Annotated in this window: 17 protein-coding genes; 5 read left to right on the forward strand and 12 right to left on the reverse strand. The window is 70.2% G+C overall.

From position 1 onward, the window contains the following. The first annotated feature begins 3 nt into the window (after positions 1 to 3). Positions 4 to 957 carry a bifunctional riboflavin kinase/FAD synthetase gene (locus OG611_RS30520; RefSeq protein WP_266427459.1) on the forward strand — a complete coding sequence of 318 codons (954 nt, stop codon included), beginning with the start codon at positions 4 to 6 and terminating at the stop codon, positions 955 to 957. Between the two features lie 157 nt (positions 958 to 1,114). Here the strand turns inward: OG611_RS30520 and OG611_RS30525 are convergent, their stop codons facing one another. The 8 genes from OG611_RS30525 to eccE form a co-directional block, all read right to left on the reverse strand. Further along, positions 1,115 to 2,110: an ABC transporter ATP-binding protein gene (locus OG611_RS30525; RefSeq protein ID WP_266427461.1), complete on the reverse strand. Its 996-nt coding sequence runs from the start codon at positions 2,108 to 2,110 to the stop codon at positions 1,115 to 1,117. Continuing rightward, positions 2,107 to 3,135 (reverse strand): ABC transporter ATP-binding protein, encoded by a 1,029-nt coding sequence (locus OG611_RS30530; RefSeq protein WP_266427463.1) that lies wholly within the window; start codon positions 3,133 to 3,135, stop codon positions 2,107 to 2,109. Before OG611_RS30530 ends, OG611_RS30525 begins: the two co-directional genes overlap by 4 nt. Next, a complete protein-coding gene (locus OG611_RS30535; protein ID WP_266427465.1) occupies positions 3,132 to 4,052 on the reverse strand; it encodes an ABC transporter permease in 921 nt (306 codons plus the stop codon). The genes OG611_RS30530 and OG611_RS30535 overlap by 4 nt, the downstream gene beginning before the upstream one ends. Before the next feature lie 11 nt (positions 4,053 to 4,063). After that, entirely contained in the window at positions 4,064 to 5,146 is a 1,083-nt protein-coding gene (locus OG611_RS30540) for an ABC transporter permease (protein ID WP_266427466.1), read from the reverse strand. A gap of 92 nt (positions 5,147 to 5,238) precedes the next feature. Then, positions 5,239 to 7,110 (reverse strand): ABC transporter substrate-binding protein, encoded by a 1,872-nt coding sequence (locus OG611_RS30545; protein WP_266427469.1) that lies wholly within the window; start codon positions 7,108 to 7,110, stop codon positions 5,239 to 5,241. A gap of 197 nt (positions 7,111 to 7,307) precedes the next feature. Next, positions 7,308 to 10,058 (reverse strand): SCO5717 family growth-regulating ATPase, encoded by a 2,751-nt coding sequence (locus OG611_RS30550; RefSeq protein ID WP_266427472.1) that lies wholly within the window; start codon positions 10,056 to 10,058, stop codon positions 7,308 to 7,310. 321 nt (positions 10,059 to 10,379) lie between these two features. Further along, a complete protein-coding gene (locus tag OG611_RS30555) occupies positions 10,380 to 11,102 on the reverse strand; it encodes a hypothetical protein (RefSeq protein ID WP_266427475.1) in 723 nt (240 codons plus the stop codon). Further along, positions 11,102 to 12,436 (reverse strand): type VII secretion protein EccE, encoded by a 1,335-nt coding sequence (gene eccE / locus OG611_RS30560; protein ID WP_266427478.1) that lies wholly within the window; start codon positions 12,434 to 12,436, stop codon positions 11,102 to 11,104. The genes OG611_RS30555 and eccE overlap by 1 nt, the downstream gene beginning before the upstream one ends. Positions 12,437 to 12,663: 227 nt before the next feature. On the opposite strand from eccE, the gene eccB reads away from it, so the two are divergent. From eccB to OG611_RS30580, 4 genes are all read left to right on the forward strand, one after another. After that, a complete protein-coding gene (gene eccB, locus OG611_RS30565; RefSeq protein ID WP_266427481.1) occupies positions 12,664 to 14,217 on the forward strand; it encodes a type VII secretion protein EccB in 1,554 nt (517 codons plus the stop codon). A 47-nt stretch (positions 14,218 to 14,264) separates the two neighbouring features. Next, positions 14,265 to 15,488: a type VII secretion-associated serine protease mycosin gene (gene mycP / locus OG611_RS30570; RefSeq protein WP_266427483.1), complete on the forward strand. Its 1,224-nt coding sequence runs from the start codon at positions 14,265 to 14,267 to the stop codon at positions 15,486 to 15,488. Positions 15,489 to 15,747: 259 nt separating this feature from the next. Next, positions 15,748 to 16,098 (forward strand): hypothetical protein, encoded by a 351-nt coding sequence (locus OG611_RS30575; protein WP_266427486.1) that lies wholly within the window; start codon positions 15,748 to 15,750, stop codon positions 16,096 to 16,098. Between the two features lie 51 nt (positions 16,099 to 16,149). After that, positions 16,150 to 16,455 (forward strand): WXG100 family type VII secretion target, encoded by a 306-nt coding sequence (locus OG611_RS30580; protein WP_266427489.1) that lies wholly within the window; start codon positions 16,150 to 16,152, stop codon positions 16,453 to 16,455. 65 nt (positions 16,456 to 16,520) lie between these two features. Here OG611_RS30580 and OG611_RS30585 read toward each other — a convergent pair whose 3' ends face one another. The 4 genes from OG611_RS30585 to OG611_RS30600 all read right to left on the reverse strand — a co-directional run bounded on the left by OG611_RS30585 (position 16,521) and on the right by OG611_RS30600 (position 20,424). Further along, positions 16,521 to 16,754 carry a DUF397 domain-containing protein gene (locus tag OG611_RS30585; RefSeq protein ID WP_266427491.1) on the reverse strand — a complete coding sequence of 78 codons (234 nt, stop codon included), beginning with the start codon at positions 16,752 to 16,754 and terminating at the stop codon, positions 16,521 to 16,523. A 151-nt stretch (positions 16,755 to 16,905) separates the two neighbouring features. Further along, the gene (locus tag OG611_RS30590) at positions 16,906 to 17,037 is read right to left on the reverse strand and encodes a hypothetical protein (RefSeq protein ID WP_266427493.1); all 132 of its coding nucleotides are present in this window, start codon (positions 17,035 to 17,037) and stop codon (positions 16,906 to 16,908) included. After that, entirely contained in the window at positions 17,034 to 18,044 is a 1,011-nt protein-coding gene (locus tag OG611_RS30595) for a hypothetical protein (RefSeq protein ID WP_266427496.1), read from the reverse strand. Before OG611_RS30595 ends, OG611_RS30590 begins: the two co-directional genes overlap by 4 nt. A gap of 64 nt (positions 18,045 to 18,108) precedes the next feature. After that, the gene (locus OG611_RS30600; protein WP_266427499.1) at positions 18,109 to 20,424 is read right to left on the reverse strand and encodes a DUF6571 family protein; all 2,316 of its coding nucleotides are present in this window, start codon (positions 20,422 to 20,424) and stop codon (positions 18,109 to 18,111) included. Positions 20,425 to 20,501: the final 77 nt, after the last annotated feature.

A 20,501-nucleotide genomic window follows, 5' to 3' on the forward strand; every position in this document is an offset into this window, starting at 1 on the left:
AGAGTGCAGCGCTGGCGTGGCTTGGAGGACATCCCCCAGGACTGGGGACGCAGCGTCGTCACCATCGGCTCCTATGACGGGGTGCACCGCGGGCACCAGCTGATCATCGGGCGGGCCGTGGAGCGCGCCCGTGAGCTGGGCGTGCCGTCGGTCGTGGTGACCTTCGACCCGCACCCCAGCGAGGTCGTACGCCCCGGCAGCCACCCGCCGCTGCTCGCCCCGCACCACCGGCGCGCCGAGCTGATGGCGGAGCTGGGGGTGGACGCGGTGCTCATCCTGCCGTTCACCACCGAGTTCTCCAGGCTGGCGCCGGCCGACTTCATCGTGAAGGTGCTCGTCGACAAGCTGCACGCCCAGCTGGTCATCGAGGGGCCGAACTTCCGCTTCGGCCACAAGGCGGCCGGGAACGTTCAGCTGCTCACCGAGCTCGGCGAGACCTACGACTACCGCGTCGAGGTCATCGACCTGTATGTGAGCGGCGAGGCGGGCGGCGGCGAGCCGTTCTCCTCCACCCTCACCCGGCGACTGGTGGCCGAGGGCGATGTCGCGGGCGCCGCCGAGATCCTGGGCCGCCCGCACCGGGTCGAGGGCATCGTGGTCCGCGGCGCGCAGCGCGGCCGCGAGCTCGGCTTCCCCACGGCCAACGTGGAGACGCTGCCGCACACCGCGATCCCCTCCGACGGCGTCTACGCGGGCTGGCTGAACGTGAACGGCGAGGCGATGCCCGCCGCGATCTCGGTCGGCACGAACCCGCAGTTCGACGGCACGGAGCGGACGGTGGAGGCGTACGCGATCGACCGCGTCGGCCTCGACCTGTACGGGCTCCATGTCGCAGTGGACTTCCTGGCGTACGTGCGCGGGATGCTGAAGTTCGACTCGATCGACGAGCTGCTCGTGGCGATGGCCGCCGATGTGAAGCGGTGCAGCGAGCTGATCTCCGCGTACGAGCGCGGCTGAACCTCTGCGCACCCGAGCAGGGCCGAACCACCGCCGCGTGCGAGCGCGGCCGAACCTCCACGCGCACGAACGAGCGCGGCTGAACCCCGCCTCGTACCTGACCGGGGCCGGAACCGTCTCGACGGTCCCGGCCCCGCGTCGTCGTACCGCCGCCGCGCTACGTCCGGGCCTTCGCGGCGGCGAGGGCCCAGTGGCACGCCACCTGTGTCCGCCCGCCGCCCGCGAGCACCGGCAGATCCTTCGTACGGCAGTCCTCCGCGACGCCCGCCCGTTCCGCCTCGCCCGAGGCGAGGACCTGGCAGCGGGCATGGAAGCGGCAGCCGGACGGCACCCTGGACGGGTCCGGCGGCTCACCGGTCAGGATCACCGGCTCGTCCCCCGATTCCGGCAGCACCGACAACAGCGCCTGGGTGTAGGGATGCTGAGGATCCGTCAGGATCTCCTCCACCTTGCCCGTCTCCACGATCCGTCCGAGGTACATCACCGCGACCCGGTCCGCGATGTTCCACGCCAGCCCGAGGTCGTGCGTGACCACCAGCGCGGACAGGCCCAGTTCGTCCCGCAGCCGGAGCAGCAGGGCGAGGATCTCGCCGCGCACCGAGGCGTCGAGCGACGCCACCGGCTCGTCGGCCACGATCAGTTCGGGCTCCAGGACCAGCGCGCCCGCGATCACGACCCGCTGGCGCTGACCGCCGGACAGCTCGTGCGGATACCGCAGGAAGAATCGTTCCGGCGGCCGCAGCCCGGCCCGCGACAGCGCCCCGGCCACCGCCTCCCGCTCGTCCCCGGCGTACCCGTGGATCCGCAGCCCCTCGGCGACGGCGTCGTACACCGTGTGCCTCGGGTTGAGCGAACCGCTGGGGTCCTGGAGCACCAGCTGGACCCGCTTGCGGTACGTCTTCAGCGCCCGGCTCGCGTAGTCGAGCGGCTTGCCGCCGAAGGTGACCTGCCCGGACGTCGGCGGGACCAGGCCCAGCAGGGAGCGCGCCAGCGTCGTCTTGCCGCAGCCCGACTCGCCGACCAGCGCGACGATCTCGCCGGGGTGGATGTCCAGGTCGACACTGTCCACGGCACGCGCCGGGGCGGCCCCGCGCCGGCCGGGGAAGGTGACCTTCAGCCCCTCGGCGCTGAGCAGGGGAGTGGTGGTGCTCATGGTGTGCTCCTTGCTTCCTCGGCGCCCGGCAGGGCCGGGACCGCGACCGCCCCCGGCTCCACCAGCACACAGGCGGCCCGCCGCTCCGGCCCCGCTACCCGCAGCTCCTGGTCCTCGGTCGTGCAGGACTCCAGGGCCACCGGACAGCGCGGGTGGAAGGTGCAGCCGCCGGGCAGCGCCGACGGGTCCGGCGGATCGCCGGGCAGCCCGCGGGGCGCGAACCGGGAGGCCGGGTCGCCGATGCGCGGGAACGCGCCGGACAGGGCCTTGCCGTACGGATGGTGCGCGTTCTCGTAGACCTCGGACGCCGGGCCCTCCTCGACGACCCGGCCCGCGTACATCACCGCGAGCCGGTCGCAGGTGTCCGAGAGCACCGCGAGGTCATGGCTGATCATGATCAGGCCGAGGTCCTGCTCGGACACCAGCTGCTCGATCAGCCGCAGGATCTGGGCCTGGATCATCACATCGAGAGCCGTGGTCGGCTCGTCCGCGATGATCAGCCCCGGGTCGCAGGCGAGCGCCATAGCGATCATCACGCGCTGCCGCTGCCCGCCGGAGAGCTCGTGCGGATAGGCGGAGGCGCGGGCGGCGGGCAGCCCCACCTGCTCCAGCAGCTCGCCGGCCTTCTTCGCCGCCCCGGCCTGCGTCGCCTTCTTGTGCAGCAGGATCGGTTCAGCGATCTGCTCCCCGATACGGTGCACCGCGTTCAGCGAGTGCATCGCGCCCTGGAAGACGATCGACGCCCCGGCCCAGCGCACCGCCCGGACCTGGCCCCACTTCATGGTGAGGACGTCCTCGCCGTTCAGCCGGATCTCGCCGGAGACCTTCGTACCGGCGGGCAGCAGCCGTAGCAGCGCGAGCGCCAGCGTCGACTTCCCGCAGCCCGACTCACCGGCGATGCCGAGCTTCTGCCCCGCGGCGACCGAGAGGTTCACACCACGGACGGCCTGTGCTCCGCCGGCGTACGTCACCGTGAGGTCCCGTACGTCGAGAAGCGGCGTCTTCTGGATGCTCGTCGTGCTCAACGGGCCACCCCCAGCTTGGGATTGAGGACGGACTCGATGGCGCGGCCGCACAGCGTGAACGCCAGGGCCACCAGGGCGATGGCGATGCCGGGAGGTGCCAGGTACCACCAGTCGCCCGCGCTGACCGCGCCCGCCTCGCGGGCGTCCTGGAGCATGCCGCCCCAGGAGGTGGTGGTCGGGTCGCTGAGACCGAGGAAGGCCAGGGTGGCCTCGGTGAGGATCGCGCTGGAGATCACCAGCGTGGTCTGCGCGAGCACCAGCGGCATCACGTTCGGCAGCACGTGCCGGACCATGATGTGCCCGTGGCCGCCGCCCAGCGCGCGGGCGCGTTCGATGTACGGGCGGGACTCCACGGCGAGCGTCTGGGCCCGGACCAGCCGGGCCGTGGTCGGCCAGGTCGTGACCCCGATCGCGATGATGACGGTCCACATCGAGCGGTCCATCACCGTGGCGAGCGCGATGGCGAGGACCAGCGTGGGCATCACCAGGAACCAGTCGGTGATCCGCATCAGGACCGTCGAGTACCAGCCGTGGAAGTGACCGGCGACGATGCCGACGACCGTACCGATGGCGACACACAGGAACGCCGCGAGCAGGCCGACCGTCAACGACACCCGGGTGCCCCACACCAGCAGCGCCAGCACACTGCGGCCGAACTGGTCGGTACCGAGCGGGAATTCGCCGCTCGGTGACTCCAGCGCGCCACCGGGGGCGCCGGTGACGCTCTGCGAGTCGGCGCCGACGAGCTGCGGCGCGAACACCGCGACCAGCGCGATCAGGACGAGCGCGCCCAGACCCCACAGTCCGCTCCGGTGGCCCCGGTACTCCCGCCAGAAGCGGGCCATGGACCGGCGCTTGCGCGCGCGGGCCAGAGCGCGCGGATTCTGTGCGGTCTCCGCCTTCGTGGGCGTGGGCATGGATTCGGTCGTCATCGGCCCACCCGGGGATCGAGCAGCGGATAGAGCACATCGGCAAGGGTGTTCGCCAGGATCACCGCGGTGGCGAAGACGAAGAACAGCCCCTGCACGAGCGGGAGATCGGGCACGCTGAGCGCCTGGTAGAAGAGGCCGCCGAGGCCCGGCCAGGAGAACACCGTCTCGACCAGGATCTGTCCGGCGACCACTTGCCCGAGGTTTACGAACATCAGTGTGAAGGTCGGCAGCATCGCGTTCGGCACGGCGTGCTTGCGGCGTACGACGTCGTCCCGCAGTCCCTTCGCGCGGGCCGTCGTCAGATAGTCGCTGCCCATCTCGTCGAGCAGCGAGGAACGCATCACCAGGAGCGTCTGCGCGTACCCGACCGCGACCAGTGTGATCACCGGCAGGACCAGATGGTGCGCCACGTCGAGGACGTAGGCGAAGCCGGTCTCGTTGCCCGACTCCAGACCGCCCGTCGGGAACATCCCGGGGATCGGGCCGATGCCCACCGCGAAGACGATGATCAGGAGCAGGCCCAGCCAGAACGACGGCACCGAGTAGAGCGTGAGCGCGAACGCGGTGTTGAAGCGGTCGCTCGTGGAGCCGTTGCGCCAGGCGGTCCGGGTGCCGAGCCAGATGCCGAGCGCGGTGTAGAGGACGTACGAGGTGCCGGTGAGCAGCAGGGTCGCCGGAAGCGCCTCGGTGATCTTGTCGATGACCGGCGCGTGGAACTGGAAGGAGGTGCCGAAGTCGCCCGTGAGGGCGTCTCCCACATACGACGTGAACTGCTGCCACATCGGCTGGTCGAGGCCGAACTGGTGCCTCAGCGACTGGAGTTGTTCGGCGGATACGGGCCGGCCGCCCGTCATCTGCTTCACCGGGTCGCTGGGAATGAGCCGGAAGAGGAAGAAGCTGGTGACCAGGACGGCGAAGAGCGAGACCGCCGCTCCCGCGATCTTGGCCGCCACGTATTGGAGGTATGCCTTGGTGTTGCGCGCCCGTGGACCGCGGGCGGCCGACGGGCCGGCCTGAGCCGGGCCGTCGGTGTCCGCGTCCGCGATCTGCACGAGCGCCGGAGTGCTGTCAGCTGTCATGGGGAACTCTCGTTACTCGTGCTGCACGTGGAGGGGCCGGCCGACGGGGCGGGTGCTCCCCGGTCGGCCCCTCTCTCGACCCGTCCGAGTGATTACTCGCGGTCGTCCGCCGTGTTGCGGCGGCGCTTCGCGATGAACAGCCCGCCACCGGCGAGCACCACGACCACCACGATGATGCCGATGACGACGCCGGCGGAGCCCGACCCGCCGGAGCTGTCCGAACCGTCACCGGACGCAGGAGCCGCGGACCACCAGCTCCAGTAACCGTCCTGGCCGTAGATGTTGCCGGCCGCCTCGGGCATGGTCGTGATCGACTTGATCTGGTCGGTGCGGTAGGCCTCGACCGCGTTCGGGTACGCGATGACGCTCATGTACCCGGAGTCGTAGAGCCACGACTGCATCTGGTTGACGATCTCGGCGCGCTTGGCCGGGTCGTACTCGGCGAGCTGCTTCTTGTAGAGCTCGTCGTACTTCTTGTCGCAGATGAAGTTGTCGGTGGCGGCACTGTCCTTCGCCTTGGCCGGCAGCGCGGCGCAGGTGTGGATGCCGAGGACGAAGTCGGGGTCCGGGTTGACGGACCAGCCGTCGAAGGCGAGGTCGTACTCACCCGCGTACCAGGGCACCGAGACGTCGTCGAGGCAGTCGACCTTCAGGCCGATGCCGAGCTTGCCCCACCACTCCTTGAGGTACTTGCCGATCGCCTTGTCGTTCGGGTCCGTCGCATGGCAGAGGATGCGCAGGTCGAGCGGCTTGCCGTCCTTGCCGACCCGCTGGTCGCCCTTGAGCGCGTAGCCCGCCTCGTCGAGCAGCTTGGCGGCCTTGGCCGGGTCGTACGCCAGGCTCTGCTCGGCGGTCGGCTGCCAGTGGTACGCGGAGAAGCGCGGCGGGATGTAGCCCTGGCCCTCGACGGCGTGGCCCTGGAAGACCTTGTCGATGATGGTCTTGCGGTCGATGGACAGGAAGAGGGCCTGGCGCACCTTCTGGTCGAGAAGGGCCTTGTTGCCGTTGCCGAACTTCTTGCCGTCCTTGGTCTGCGCGCCCGGGTTGGTGGCCAGCGCGAAGAAGCGGCGGCCCGGACCCTCGTTGACCTTGACGTTCTGCTCGCCCTTGAGGGAGGCGGCCTGAGCGGGCGTCAGCGCGGGGGAGCCGGCGACGAAGGAGACCTCGCCCTTGCGCAGTGCGGCGACGGCGGCGTCCTGGTCCTTGTACGTCTTGAAGACCAGCTCGTCGAACTTCGGCTTGCCGCGCCAGAAGTCCTTGTTGGCCTTGAGCTTCACATACTGGTCGACCTTGTAGTCGGTCAGGATGAACGGCCCGTTGCCGACGATCGGGAACGTCTTGTCGTTGTTGAACTTGGAGAAGTCACCGACCTTCTCCCAGACGTGCTTGGGCACTATCGGCACATCGAGTGCCGCCATGGTGGCCTGCGGCTCCTTGAGCTCGATGACCAGCTGCGTGGGGCTGGGAGCCGTCACTTTCTTGAAGTTCGCGACGAAGTTGCCGTTGGCCTGCGCGGCGGCCTCGTCGGTCATCATCTTGTTGAACGTCCAGGCCGCGTCCTCGGCGGTGGCCTGCTGCCCGTCCGACCACTTGGAGTCGGAACGGATGGTGTACGTCCAGGTCAACTTGTCCGCGGACGGCTCCCACTTGGTGGCGAGACCGGGGATCGCGTGGTTGTCCTTGGGGTCGTAGTTGGTGAGGAAGTCGTACATGAGCCGGCTGATGCTGGTGCTCATGAGCCGCTGAGCGAGGAACGGGCTCAGCGAGTCGACGCTCTGTGCGACGGCGACGGTCAGTGTCGACTTTCCGCTGTCGGCGGCCTGTGCCTGCTGAGGCGCGGCGCCGAGCGGCACACCCGGGACGATGGATCCGGCGGCCAGTGCCAGTGCGGCGGCACCGGAGGCCAGGAGGACACGCAGACGTGAGCGTGGCTTGGCGGAGCGTGGTGGAACTCTTTCGACCATGGTCAGGGACCTCGCGTCATGACTCGCACGGAGAAGGCGGGTTGAGCTGTGGTTCGCCAGCTGGTGAAGCGAAGGTTTATCAGCGGGGGTCGAGCCGCGTCAACGGTCATCGAAACGGCGTGTGGTCTGCGGGAATGCGCAAAGGGCCCGCACCGTGGAGACGGTGCGGACCCTCATTGGTTTAGACCTCTGACGCCTTACTGCTGAGGCGCTGACGGCGGCTGCTGCTGCCATCCCGCGGGCGGGACGGGACCCTGCGGCTCGGGCGGGACCGGCTGGCCGGGCTGACCTGGCAGGGCGGGCTGCTGGTGGGGCGGCTGCGGGCCCGCCGGGCCCGCAGCGGGCGGGGCCTGCGGGGGCAACGGCTGCTGCCAGCCGTTCTGTTGCACTCCGGGACCGGGCTGCGGCGGGTACGGCTGCGGGGGCTGCTGGCCGCCGTACGGCTGCTGCTGCCCGTACGGCGGCTGCGGCTGCTGCGGGGCGTACTGCTGCTGGCCGGGCATCGGCGGGGCGTACTGCGGCGGCGGGTTGGAGCCGTTCGAGGTCCAGAGTCCCTGCTGCTGCTGGGCGCGGGAGAAGTCCTCGGCGACCATCGCGGAGAGGTTGAAGTAGGCCTCGCGGGTCTTGGGGCGCATCATGTCGAGGTCGACCTCGGCGCCGGCCGACAGATGCTCGTCGAACGGTACGACCACCACGCCGCGGCAGCGCGTCTCGAAGTGCTGCACGATGTCATCGACCTTGATCATCTTGCCGGTCTCGCGCACCCCCGAGATGACGGTGATGGAGCGCTGCACGAGGTCCGCGTACCCGTGCGCCGAGAGCCAGTCCAGGGTGGTGGACGCGCTGGACGCACCGTCGACCGACGGGGTCGAGATGATGATCAACTGGTCGGCGAGGTCCAGCACCCCACGCATCGCGCTGTAGAGCAGGCCGGTGCCCGAGTCGGTGAGGATGATCGGGTACTGCTTGCCCAGCACGTCGATCGCGCGCCGGTAGTCCTCGTCGTTGAAGGTCGTGGAGACCGCCGGGTCCACGTCGTTGGCGATGATCTCCAGGCCGGAGGGCGCCTGCGAGGTGAACCGGCGGATGTCCATGTACGAGTTGAGGTACGGGATCGCCTGGACCAGGTCACGGATGGTGGCACCGGTCTCGCGGCGCACCCGGCGGCCGAGCGTGCCCGCGTCCGGGTTGGCGTCGATGGCGAGGATCTTGTCCTGCCGCTCGGTGGCCAGGGTCGCGCCGAGAGCGGTGGTCGTGGTGGTCTTGCCGACACCGCCCTTGAGGCTGATGACGGCGATCCGGTAGCAGGACAGCACGGGCGTACGGATCAGGTCGAGCTTGCGGTGCCGCTCGGCCTCCTCCTTCTTGCCGCCCAGCTTGAAGCGGGACGCGCCGGACGGCGTGCGGCTGCTCTTCGCCTTCTGCTTGCCCCGGACCAGCCGGTCGGAGGAGAGCTCCACGGCCGCCGTGTACCCGAGCGGGGCGCCGGGCACGGAACGCTCGCGCTGGTCGTGGGTGACGGGGGTGGGCCAGGCGCCGCCGGTGCGCGGGTCGACGGGCGCTCCCTGCGGCGGCTGCCCCTGCTGTCCCTGCGGCTGCTGCGGGTGCTGTTGCTGCTGATGAGGAGGCTGGGGCCGGCCGGGCTGCTGCGGGGAGACCTGGGCGGGCAGATGGGGCGTGGCCTGAGCCGGCGGCAGGGGTGCCTGGGGGCCGTGGGGGACCTGCGGCGGCAGGGGTACGCCCTGCTGCGCGGGCCACTGAGACGACTGGGACTGCTGGGGCGGCAGGGGTGCGTGCGGCTGCTGAGGTGCCTGCGGCGGCAGGGGCTGCTGAGCTGCGTGAGGTGTGTGAGGCGCCTGGGGTGTGTGAGGCGTCTGGGGCGTCTGCGGGAATCCGTAGCCGCTCGGTGCCGGTGTCTGCTGTGGCGATGCCTGCTGCGCCGGTGCCTGCTGCGCCGGGGGAGCGGGCTGCTGCGGGAATCCGTAGCCGCTCTGGGGCGGCAGAGGCGCCTGCGGCTGCTGGGGCGCCCCGGTCTGGGGGAATCCGTAGCCGCCGGGCGCCTGGCCGGTCGGGCCGGGAGCGGGCCACTGCGGGGCGGACTGGGGCGCGGTGGGCTGCGGCGCGGCGGGCTGGAAGGCGGGCGGCAGCGGCGGCAGACCACCGCCCTGCGGCGGTGCCGGGGCCCAGGGGTTCGGCGTGGCGGGAGCCGGGGCGTCCTGCGGTGCGTTGCCGGGCGGTACGTCCCGGGGTGCCGCATCCGCGACGGCGTCGGAGGGCATGGCGTCCTGCGGCCCGTCGGCAGCGCCGCCCGGGACATCTGCCCGGACCTCGGCGGCAGAATCCGCGGCGCCGGCACCATCGGACTCCCCGGTGGACGCGTCCGCCGTCTGCGCGGAATCGGAACCGGCCGCCACGCCCGCTCCCGTACCGCCGACACCGTCACCGCCACCGGCATCGGTCTGTGCGGGAGCCGCATGCGCCACCGGGTCGTCGCCGGCCGCGTCCACCGCTCCCCCCTCGATCTCCGCGATCTGACGCTTCAACGCGGCCGGCGAGAACCGCATGGTCGAGCCACTCTCCACGTCACCGCCCCCGAACGGGTCCGACGCACTCTCGGAATCCCCCGCACCCGGTGCGGGGGAAGGCGTGGCGTCGCCCGCCGCGGACGGGGCCGGAATCGGTGCGGGCGCGGGCGGCGCCGGAGTCCAGTCGGAACCGCCGCCGGCCGACGGCGCGGGCGCGGGCACCGGCGCTCCACTGGGCGGCGGAGGCGGCGCGAGATGCGTTCCGGCGCCGCCCGACGAGTCCCCCGGCGCGTTCTGCGTGTACCAGGCGGGCGGGGTGTAGTCGATGGTGAACTCACCCGTCATCTCGGCGGGCTCCGCGTCGGACGACTCGTCGACGGGCTTGTTCCAGCCCCCGCGGATCTCGTCCCGATCGCCGTTCACTTTGCCTCCTGGTGTGGTCGAGCACCCTTGTGCCGTAGTGGGTGGGGGGCGACCGTTTCCGTCTGCCTGACCGCCCGGCTCTCCCCCTGGGACACGCATTGCCTGCCCGCAGGTTCTTCTGCCGCGCCCGGACCCACCCTAATCGTCATGGGGCTCGCTCCGGCAGGCCGTACGGCACCGCAAGAGCTGTCCCGTGCATCACGTGCCGCCCTCAAGTGGACCGAGTGCGGCACAGCGTGAAGGGCGAAGCGGTCAAACATGTACATCCATGTGCGGAAAGGCGAACGTTCCGTGCGGGCAGGCGCGAGCGGACCGCGCCGGTCAGTCCATCCTGCGCGCGCCGCCCAGCAGTCCCGTCTCGGCATCGGTCGCCTGGGTCATCACGAACTGCCGGTCGCGCCCCGCGCACCAGAGCGTGACCCCGTCCGCCAGTGTGGACAACGCCTGCGTCTCGGCGACCGGAAGGTGCAGTGCGCGACCGATCTGTGCCGCTTCGTCAGGGGATACCCGCTGAATGCCGACCAGCGCCGACTTCTCGATCAGCCTCGGTGCCACCGGGCTGAGATACGGCAGCAGCGTCAGCACCGACTGCCACGGCCCGGACACCACCCGCCCGCGCGGTGGCCGCATGCCGCAGTCCCGCACCACGACCACCGGCGAACCGGCCGACGGCCCCTGCGGCGGCACCCGTCCGACATCGTGCAGCGTGACGCACGGCTGACCGCCGCCCGCCGCGTGCGCGAGCCCCGTCCACGTCTGGGCCCGCCCGGTCTCCACGACGATCCGCGCACCGGTGGCGGCCGCCCGCAGCGCGAGCACCTGGGCCGTCCACACTCCGCCGATCAGCGTGACCTCGTACGGAGTCGGCCGGTTGATCCCCAGCACGGCGGGGCGGCCATGGGCGTCCACGCCGATCACCACACCGTCGTCGCCGACCGGCAGGGCCAGCGACGCCAACTGGTCGAGCGAGACCGACTGCCGCGCGCGCCGCGGACCGATCAGCCCGAAGCCGAGCCGGGCCCTGGCGCTCGTGGGTGCGGACATCAGCGGGTACCCCCGAGCGGCAGTGTGGCGAGCACGCCGGGCAGCTGCTCGCGGTCGAGCCGTACCAGCGAGGTCCTGACCCCGCGGGCGGTGCGTTCCAACTCATGGCGGGCGCCGAGCAGTTCCTCGTCGCTGCGGCCGGTGATCCGGATGTGTCCGGTGATCGAGACGCCCTGCCGCTCGCCGTGCCCCAGCGTCAGGCTGAAGGTCGTGGCGAGCGCCGGGATCGAGGTGAGCAGGGCCACGAGCTGCGGCATCGCCGCACCGCCGGTGCCGCCCAACTGCGGCCAGCGGGCCACCCAGTAGGTGGTGTGCCACCGGTCGTCGCAGCGCCAGGTCCGCGCGGTCTCCTCGGTGCGGCGCACCGGCGTCCCGATCAGACCGGCCTGCGTCATGGCCGGCGCACTGGCACAGACCGACGTCGCGATCGCGGACGTCAACTCCTGCTCGGTCAGCACCGTCGCGCGGAAACCGGCCCCGGTCAGCCGACTGGACAACTGGTCGGCCGCGCGCACCACGCACTTCTGCGCCCCCGTGATGCCACCGCCGCGCGCCTGCACAGCCTCCGGGCACAGCTCCGGGTCCAGTTTGAGCGCGATCCAGGTGATCCGGACGGCGGGCGAACCCGTCTGGGCCTGCAGCGGCGCGTAGTTGCGTGCGGCGACGGACTGCTGAGGCAGATGCGGGGCGGGCGCCGGCTGGGTGTGCTGCACGATCTGCGCCGACTCCAGCCGGATGCCGTCGACTTCGAGCACATCCCGTATGAGCGCCAGGGGCAGCGGTTGCGCGGTTCGGTCCGGCCTGAGCGCCGAGACGTCCGACTCCACCTGGAGGACGGCCGTGACGAACGTACCGTCACCGATCATGCCGACCGGCCGACGGTCACGGTCGCTGAAGGAGTACGTGCGCAGCGCCGGATCGCACTCGACGACGGGCGCGATGCCCGGCTCCGTGCCCGCGGGCAGCTCCAGCGCACCGGCCCTGCGGGAACGCGCGCGCAACGAGAGGACGGTGCCCAGCGACTCGGGCAGCGAACGGCGGTGTCGGCGCACGACGGCCAGCAGCACCAGCAGTCCGGCGATCACCACGGCCGGCGCCAGCAGCAGCGGATCGACCACCCAGGCCGCGAGCAGCAGCGCTGCCGCGATTTCCAGCAGCACGAGTTGTTGCAATCGGAACGAACCGAGCTTCCCGACCCGTCCGTCGGCCCGGCCGGAGACAGGTCCGCGGGAACGCTGTGCGGGGCCGTGCGGAGCAGGTGGGCCACCGGCCCCGGGCGCCGCGGGGCCCGTCGCGTTCCCGGCCGGACGTGCCCGTGTCGCGGAAGCCGTCATTCCGGCGTTCCCCCCGTTCGTCGGTCCCCAACTCCACCCGAAATCCGCCTGTCCCGCTCGGGGCCTTGGCGGCCGGATCACCCTACCCGCCCCACCACCGCCCGCGGTCAGCAGGCATAGTAGGGGGCCGGTCCGGTACCGAGGTCCGGCATCGCGATCCGGCCCGGCGGCCGGCGACGCGACCGCTTCCGGTGCCGCGCGGGGAGACACGGGAGACGAAGCGACTCATGGCATCACGGCGGGATGAGCTCAACGCATACACCTTCGCGAAGAAACGCACGGTGGCGGCATTCCTCCAACCCTCGTCCAACGGCACCGAGGAGGGCGCTCCGCGTCCGCTGCGCGCGGTCCTGCCGAGCGTGATCGTCGGGGCCCTGATCCTCGCGGGCTTCGGTGCCGTCGGCATGTTCAAGCCCACCGCTCCCAAGGGCTGGGACAAGCCCGCCACCAAGGTGATCGTCGGCAAGAAGTCCACCACCCGCTACGTGGTGCTCACCACGGGCAAGGGCAGGAAGAAAAAGACCCTGCTGCACCCCGTGCTCAACCTGGCCTCGGCCCGGTTGCTGCTCAACCCGGCGGACTACGACGTCATCCAGGTCGCGGACGACGTCCTGGACGCGGGCAAGCCCCCGCGCGGACCGATCCTCGGCATCCCGTACGCCCCCGACCGGCTGCCCGAGGCCAAGGACGCCGGGACGGCGAAGCGGTGGGCCGTCTGCGTACAGCCCGGCGGCAAGGGCAACACCGTGCAGAAGGCCGCCTTCGTCTTCGGCGCACGTGACAACAGGCTGACCGAGGGCAGGCAGAAGCTCGGTGGCGGCCAGGTGCTCTACGTCCAGGGCCAGGACCGGGCCCGCTACCTCGTCGACGCGAAGGGCACCAAGTACCGCATCGCCGAGACCGCCGCCGACAGCGGCCATCTGACCAACGCCCTGGTCGGGAGCAGGCAGCCGCAGTCCGTCACCGACGACTGGCTGGCCACCCTGCACGACGGCAGCCCGGTCGTCTTCCCGCGGATCCCCGGCAACGTCGGCGCCCCGGCACACGTCGCGGGGCAGCTCTCCGACGAGGAGAACAAGGTCGGCACGGTCCTGCGGACCAGGACCGGCGAGGGCACCAGTTACTACGTGGTGCTCGAAGGAAAGGTCCAGCGCGTCTCCGAGTTCACCGCCTGGCTGCTGATCAGTTCACCGCAGACGGCCGAGCTGAACCTGGAGGGCGAGGCCCGCGCCGTCGGCCTCCAGGACTTCGTGCCCGACACCGCGGCCTTCGTCGGCCAGGCCGCGCTCTGGCCGGCCCACAAGACCGACCCCCCGGTGAACTCCGCCGAGGGCGGCAGCGCCGGCCGCGACACCATCTGCAGCGTGCTGCGCAAGGTCGACAGCTCGGGCCGGACCACCCTGAGCACCTGGGCGAGTACCGCGTATCCCGCCTCCATCGCCGCCGGTGGCACCAGCACCTACGTCACCCCCGGCAGCGGCCTGCTCTACACCCAGGTCCGGGGCCGGCAGACCAGGCCCGACGGATCACTCTTCCTGGTGACGGACACCGGACTGCGCTACGCGGTCCAGGCGAACGGCGACAGCGACGCCAGGCGCTCCGACATCGGCACCGGCGACCAGCAGAAGCAGTCGGACGGCCGGCCCGAGCCCAGCCAGGCGCAGAGCAGGCTCGGATACGAGAAGGTGATGCCCGCCCTCGTACCGATCGAATGGTCGGACTTCCTGTCCAAGGGGCCCAGGCTGGACACCAACAGCGCCCGCCAGCCCCAGGGTTCATGACATTGCGGAACGCGGCGGGCAGCGTGCGGCATGGGGGAGAGATACGGATGGGGTACCGGAAGACGGCCCGCGCGGTGGCGATCACCGCCGCGCTGGCCGCACTGGCGGGGCCGGGGGCCGCGTACGCCGCCGAGGACGCCCGGGGGCCCGGCGACGTGGGCATAGACGGCGGCGGCGAGTGCACCTTCCCGATGAAGCGGCAGTACGAGGGCCGCCCCTGGCCGCTGCAGCGCGTCCTGCTGGACGAACTGTGGCAGGACACCAAGGGCAAGGGCGTACGCGTCGCGGTCATCGACACCGGCGTGGACGACGTCAACCCGCAGCTCAGGACGGCCGTCGACGCATCGGCGGGCGCCGACTACCTCAAGGGCGGCAAGAGCGACGGCACGGTCGACGAGGTCGGCCACGGCACCAAGGTCGCCGGCATCATCGCCGCCCGCCCCCGCAAGGGCACCGGGTTCGTCGGACTGGCCCCCGAGGCCACGATCATCCCGATCCGCCAGAACGACGAGAAGAACAGCGGCAAGGACACCACGATGGCCGCCGCGATCGACCACGCGATCGACAAGGGGGCCAAGGTCATCAACATCTCCCAGGACACGACCAAGGCCCTGGACGAGACGTCCACGCTGGGCCGGGCGGTGGCCAAGGCGCTCGCCAGGGACATCGTCGTGGTCGCCTCCGCGGGCAACGACGGCATGGACGGCAGGCTGAAACGCACCTACCCCGCCGCCTTCGACGGAGTCCTCGCCGTCGCCTCGTCCGACCGCAACAACGAGCGCGCCCCGTTCTCCCAGGCCGGCGATTTCGTCGGGGTCGCCGCCCCGGGCGTCGACATCGTCTCCACCGTCCCCGGCTACGGGCAGTGCACCGACAACGGCACCAGTTTCTCCGCCCCCTACGTCGCCGGGGTCGCCGCCCTGATGCGCGCCAAGTACCCGAAGTGGACGGCGGCCCAGATCGTCGCCCGGATCGAGCAGACCGCCGAACGCTCCGTCACCGGCCACGACGACTACGTCGGCTGGGGCGTCGTCGACCCGGTCCGCGCCCTGTCCGGGGACGACACCCCGCAGAACGCGCCGCATCCGGACCCGGCACCGCCGAAGGCACCGGCCCCCGAGCCCGCGCACCTCTCCCTGTCGGAGACGCCGCAGGAGCGCAGCGAGCGGTACGCCACCTACGCGCTGGCCGCGGCAGCCGTCCTGGTCGGCGTGATCGCCGGGGCCGCGACGGTGGTCCGGGACGCCCGCCGGAGGCGCGTCGCGCGATGACACGACCGCCCGGCGATCTGACCGGCCCCCGGCGAAGAGCAGTTGGGGAGAGACCACGAAGTGGCTAGGGTGGCAACAGACTTCACGTGTGTGACGGGGGAACGAGAAGTGGCCGACGCCGAATTCGGGGCACGGGAATGCCGAGACGGCGCTTCCCCGGCCCGGACCTTCCCCATTCCTTTGCCGGAGCACATGGGAACGGAAGGAACCTGACCGTGACAGACGGACAGGCCAGGGAACCGAGAGATAGGACTTCCGGATGACCAGCCCCTCAGGCGGTTTCGGACTTGCCGACGATCCGATCGTCCAGGCGAAGAACAAGATCATCGAGACGGGTCGCGCGGTGTCCCGTCAGTCCAGGGAACTGGCCGACATCCTGGAGACGGTCGGCGCCGGATGGACGGGCGTCGGTGCCTCGGGGTTCAAGTCCGCGCAGCTGATGATCAACGAGGACCACGACCAGATCCGTCGGCTCCTCGACGTCCTGCTCAACGCGGTGGAAGGCACCAAGAACCTCAGCAACGCCAACGACGAAGAGGTCCGCGCGGCCTTCAGCCCGGTCAAGGAGCAGGCGCTGCCCGCCAACACCTCCGGGCTGAACAACGTCTGAGCGGCGCCGTACCACCCCTTCCGCACACGCCGAGCACCGAGGAGAAGACACATGGGGCACGACCCGAACACCAAGGTCAAGTACGAGACCGTCCAGGAGATGGCCAACCGCATCCGCACGGTGTCGAAGAACATCGTCAAGGACCTCGAAGAGATGGACGCCGCGCTCAAGGTCGTCACCGACACCTGGGACGGTGTGGCCCACGGTGAGTACGTGACCCTGCAGGGCAAGTACAAGGGCCGGGCGGAACACATGAAGGACCGCCTGGAGCACGTCGCGAGGATCGTCGAGAACGGCAAGGACAGCTACCGCTCCACGGACCACAGGGCCTCCCGCGCCTTCACCGAGGCGTTCTGACGGCTGACACACGGAAGGAGGGGCACGCTCGTCGGAGCGTGCCCCTCCTTCTGCATGTCGGCCGACTACTTCAGGTCGAACTCGCCGTCCCGCGCGCCCAGGACGAAGGCCCGCCACTCGGCCTCGGTGTACCGCAACACCGTCCCGGGATCCAGCGAGGACCGCATCGCCACCGCACCGCCCGGCAGATGAGCGATCTCGACACGCTCCTCGGCCTCTTCGGTACCGGGCGCGCCCAGCCACTCCACCCCCGAGATGTCGAGTGCGTACAGCTCGTCCTTCTCCGCTTGCGTGCCCATCAGGTGCCTTTCCTCTCCTGTGGCGGAACGTGTTCGTCGCCCGTGAGCAGACTATCCCCGCCACCGTGCACCACCGCCGGGAATGGACAGCTTCCGCACCGTGGTGGTACCCACGCGTTCGGCAGGCGGGGCCGCTCCGTCGTGTAGTTCATCAGCACGTCATCGCTCTGCTTCGGTCCTGGGACGCCGTCAGTTCGCCCCGACGGCCGTGCCATTCGTACAAGGAGTCACCGCCCCGGTCCCGGCCGTTGTGGATGTCGTTCTCCAGCTCCCCGATCGTCACGACATTCTCAGGCTCTGAGCGAGTGCGGCGTACTGCTCCTGACCGGTGCGATGGCACTGCGCCTCCACCGGCGCCGCCCGGTCACGGCCCACCCCCGCCGCCTTGGCCCAGGTGGTGAACATGAACGTGCCCTGCTCGCGCAGGTGGTCCGTCCGTTCCTTGGCCGGTACTGATGCCAGAGACGCCCGCCACTTCTCGGCGATCCGGCCGGACAGTGCGGATCGAGGAGTCGCCGACGCGGTCGCCTCGGGGCTGCTCAGGGCCGTGTACACCGCGTCCCCCCACCGGGCCGCGGCCGAGGCCTCCTTGTCCCGCACCACGTCGGCCGCGATCGCGTCGTAGCCGCCCAGAGCCGAGGCATTGGTGACCGGCGCACCTTCCAGAACGTTGCTCTTCGCCGCCGCGGTCAGCGAACCGAGCTGCGCCGCACCCCATCGCGTCTGGGCATTGCGCAGGATCGCGTACGCCGTCGGTTCCTCCGAGACGCCCCGCAGTACGCGGACGAGTTCGCCCCGGAACACCGAGAAGTGGTAGCCCGTTTCGTCCTGCCACGCGATGCTGCTCGGGGAGGCCCAACGGGTGTACTCGGAGTTGGTGCCGTCCAGGATCTCCTGGATGTCGTTCGCGTAGTCGGCCAGGGATTCGGCGAGTGGCATCCGGAGATCCGCAGCGAGAGTCCGGTCGTCGTGGACGAGACTGTCGTTCACGACGAGCAGGATCTTCTTCATGCTGTCGGCCTGGGACCGGGTGTGCGGTGCCGCCTTGCCACCGGTGGTGGCGGCCTTCACCGCCGCACCCAGATCCGCGCAACTCATGTCGGCCGAGTGGCGCGAGCCGAGCGCGGACTTGACACGATCATCTTTGATGAGCTTGCCGCAGTGGTCCGTCGGCTGCCCCCGGCCGAGCAGGAACCACGCGCCCCCGGCCATGGCCACGGCGAGCAGGGCGGCGGTGACCGCGTACAGGGGACGGCGGCTGGGGGGCTTGTCGGCGGATGGTTCGGACATGTGGTGTTCCTCCGCGGCAGGTGGGGAGCGACCGGTCGGGCCGGGGACGTGTTGCTCGGGGCGGTCAATTGGTGGTGTCGGTCAGGTACTTGTGGGCTTGGGTGCTGCCAGTCGTCCGACCATCGAGCATGAGTCGATTCAGCGTTCTGAGTTTCGCCTTGCCGTCATCGGTGTTGGTGTCGATGTCGTCACGCCCCGCGGCCCAGCCGTCGAGGGTCTCGGTGACCTGCATGGACGCATCGAGATACTCGTCGGCGATCGCGGCGTTGGCCTTCACGTCGGCTTCGCCCTTCATCTGGTTGCCCCACTCCCAGGCCCAGGTGTCCACACCGCGCTGAATTGCGTCACCGATGGGTAGTGCCCTTCCGCCGATTGGCAGGGTGAGGGGTGTGACGGCCCCGCCGACCACGTGGTAGGCCATCTTCGACTTCCAGTCGGCCTTGCTGTACTCGCTCATCCGCTCGTCGTTGATCACGTCCTCGCGAATCGCCGTGTACGCGCCGAGGACCGCACCCGCGTCCCCCAAGCTGCCGCTGTGATTGAAGTCCGTCTTCCCATTCGGGATGTTGTCCAGCAGGGCGTTGAGATGACGCGCCTCGGCCTTGTGGAGCGTGGCATAGGCGTTCGGGTCGTCGGAGAGCCCACGCATCACCTGGATGAGGTCCTTCGACGTGGTCGAGAGGTGGCCCCGGCCGTCCTCGTCGACGAAGTACCCTTCGACCCGGTTGTGGATGTGGTCGCCCGACGTCTCGCTGATGATCTCGTGGGTGTCGGAGGCGTAATCGCCCAGGGCGTTGGCGAGGGGCAGTCGCAGATTCTTCGGTACGGACGCGTCGGTGCCCTCGCCCTCGCCCGGCGCGAGCTGTTCCAGGATGCCGTTCATGACCCGGGCCTGCGCCTCGCTGTGCTCGGCCTCCGGCCACGGGTCCTGCCCGGTGCCCAGCGGCACGTGACCGGTGGCGGCGGCTTCGAGCGCAGCGCCGAGACCCATGCGGCTCGTCGGGTCGTCCATCGTGGTCACGGCCACGCCCGTGATGGTGTTCCGGGGCCAGGTGCGGGAATCGTCGCCACTGCCCACGAGGTACTTCAGGTGGTCGTTCTTGACGTGGTTCGGGTCGGTCCCGTTGCCGTCCGGGTCGAAGAACGCGGTGGCCGCGTCGGGGTTCCGGCTCATCACGTCCAACACACCGTCGATGGCGTCCGTCTCGATCCCGTTGTGGCCGTGACCCCATTTCTCGAAGATTCCGGGGTGGTTCTTCTCGGCCTCGATGAGCTTGTCGCCCATGTCGTAGAGGAACTGGTCGTCGAACGGCGTATCGGCCCGCTGCATCACGCTGACGACGGTCTGGTAGCCGTAGAGCGGGTTGCCGACCTCGTCCCCGTAGTCCTTGCCGCCGGTCTTGTCGATCCCCTCCATCCACTCCCGGTAGAACTTCCCGTCCCCGCTGTCCACCCACTTCTTGAACGCGGCCGATCCGGGCGGGGCGTCCCGGACACTACCGGGCACCTTGGTCGCGGTGGCGATCGTGTTCCCGAGGTTCTTCTCGATCTCCAGGTACTGGCCCTTGTGCTTCTCGTCGGAGTCGTAGGCACGGTCGTTGAGCCGGTTGGTGACCTTGACCAGGCCGTCCGGACCCAATGTGTTCAGCAGTGTCTGCGAGAACGCCTTGTCGCCGTGGTTGTCCCGCACCGCACGCTGGAACTCGGTCATGTCGGCGGCGGAGACCTTCTCGCCGTTGTTGAGCCGGGTGGCGATGTCCGCCGTGTTCTCCGCCTCGTACTTCTCGATGTCGCCGTACGCGTGATTGTTGAAGCCGACACCCAGGGTCTCGTCGTTCTTGTCGCCGTAGCCGTCCTTGGTGACCGCGTCGAGTGCGATCTTCACCCCCTGGTCGGCGTCGTCCACCGCCTTGACGCACGCGTTGATCGCCTCGGTCCACGACGCCGCGGCCTTGCTGACGCTCTGTGCGAAGTCCGGGTCGTGGTGCATGGCGGAACGTTCTCCGGGCGTGAGCTTGTCGTAGTCGTAACTGACCACTCCGCTCTCGGAGACGCGCATCCCCGCCTTGACGGCCTCCGCGCGCTTGGACTCCAGGTTCTTCTTGAGCCGCACGAAGTCCTCGTGCGCGTCGCGCAGCAGCGAGGCTATGGCCTTCGCCTCCGTCTGGGCGGCCGTGTACTCGTACTGGGTGGCGGCGAAGTTGGTGTGGGCGGTCTGGGCACTCACGCCCGCCCAGGAGGGCCCGAGCGTGATCTTCTGGACGCTGTCCTTGTAGCGGTCAGCCACCTTCTTGATCTCCGCAGCCATCTCGTCCCACTTGCCCGCGGCCGTGGTCAGTTGACTGAGATCGGTGGTCATCACGTCGTGGTAGGTGAGCATGTGTGTCCCCCGTGGCTTGTTCGGTTCTCGTACCGTCAGGCGATCTGTGCGTGGAGCGCTCGGGCCGGCGCGGTGAC

Origin of the sequence: Streptomyces sp. NBC_01363 (assembly GCF_026340595.1) — a bacterium.
Classification (GTDB): Bacteria; Actinomycetota; Actinomycetes; order Streptomycetales; family Streptomycetaceae; genus Streptomyces.

Coding starts and splice junctions, on each gene's coding strand:
- OG611_RS30580 (WP_266427489.1), top strand. CDS start 16,150: ATGGGGCACGACCCGAACACCAAGGTCAAGTACGAGACCGTCCAGGAG.
- OG611_RS30545 (WP_266427469.1), bottom strand. CDS start 7,110: ATGGTCGAAAGAGTTCCACCACGCTCCGCCAAGCCACGCTCACGTCTG.
- OG611_RS30535 (WP_266427465.1), bottom strand. CDS start 4,052: ATGCCCACGCCCACGAAGGCGGAGACCGCACAGAATCCGCGCGCTCTG.
- eccE (WP_266427478.1), bottom strand. CDS start 12,436: ATGACGGCTTCCGCGACACGGGCACGTCCGGCCGGGAACGCGACGGGC.
- OG611_RS30585 (WP_266427491.1), bottom strand. CDS start 16,754: ATGGGCACGCAAGCGGAGAAGGACGAGCTGTACGCACTCGACATCTCG.
- OG611_RS30540 (WP_266427466.1), bottom strand. CDS start 5,146: ATGACAGCTGACAGCACTCCGGCGCTCGTGCAGATCGCGGACGCGGAC.
- OG611_RS30600 (WP_266427499.1), bottom strand. CDS start 20,424: ATGCTCACCTACCACGACGTGATGACCACCGATCTCAGTCAACTGACC.
- OG611_RS30525 (WP_266427461.1), bottom strand. CDS start 2,110: ATGAGCACCACCACTCCCCTGCTCAGCGCCGAGGGGCTGAAGGTCACC.
- OG611_RS30555 (WP_266427475.1), bottom strand. CDS start 11,102: ATGTCCGCACCCACGAGCGCCAGGGCCCGGCTCGGCTTCGGGCTGATC.
- eccB (WP_266427481.1), top strand. CDS start 12,664: ATGGCATCACGGCGGGATGAGCTCAACGCATACACCTTCGCGAAGAAA.
- mycP (WP_266427483.1), top strand. CDS start 14,265: ATGGGGTACCGGAAGACGGCCCGCGCGGTGGCGATCACCGCCGCGCTG.
- OG611_RS30595 (WP_266427496.1), bottom strand. CDS start 18,044: ATGTCCGAACCATCCGCCGACAAGCCCCCCAGCCGCCGTCCCCTGTAC.
- OG611_RS30575 (WP_266427486.1), top strand. CDS start 15,748: ATGACCAGCCCCTCAGGCGGTTTCGGACTTGCCGACGATCCGATCGTC.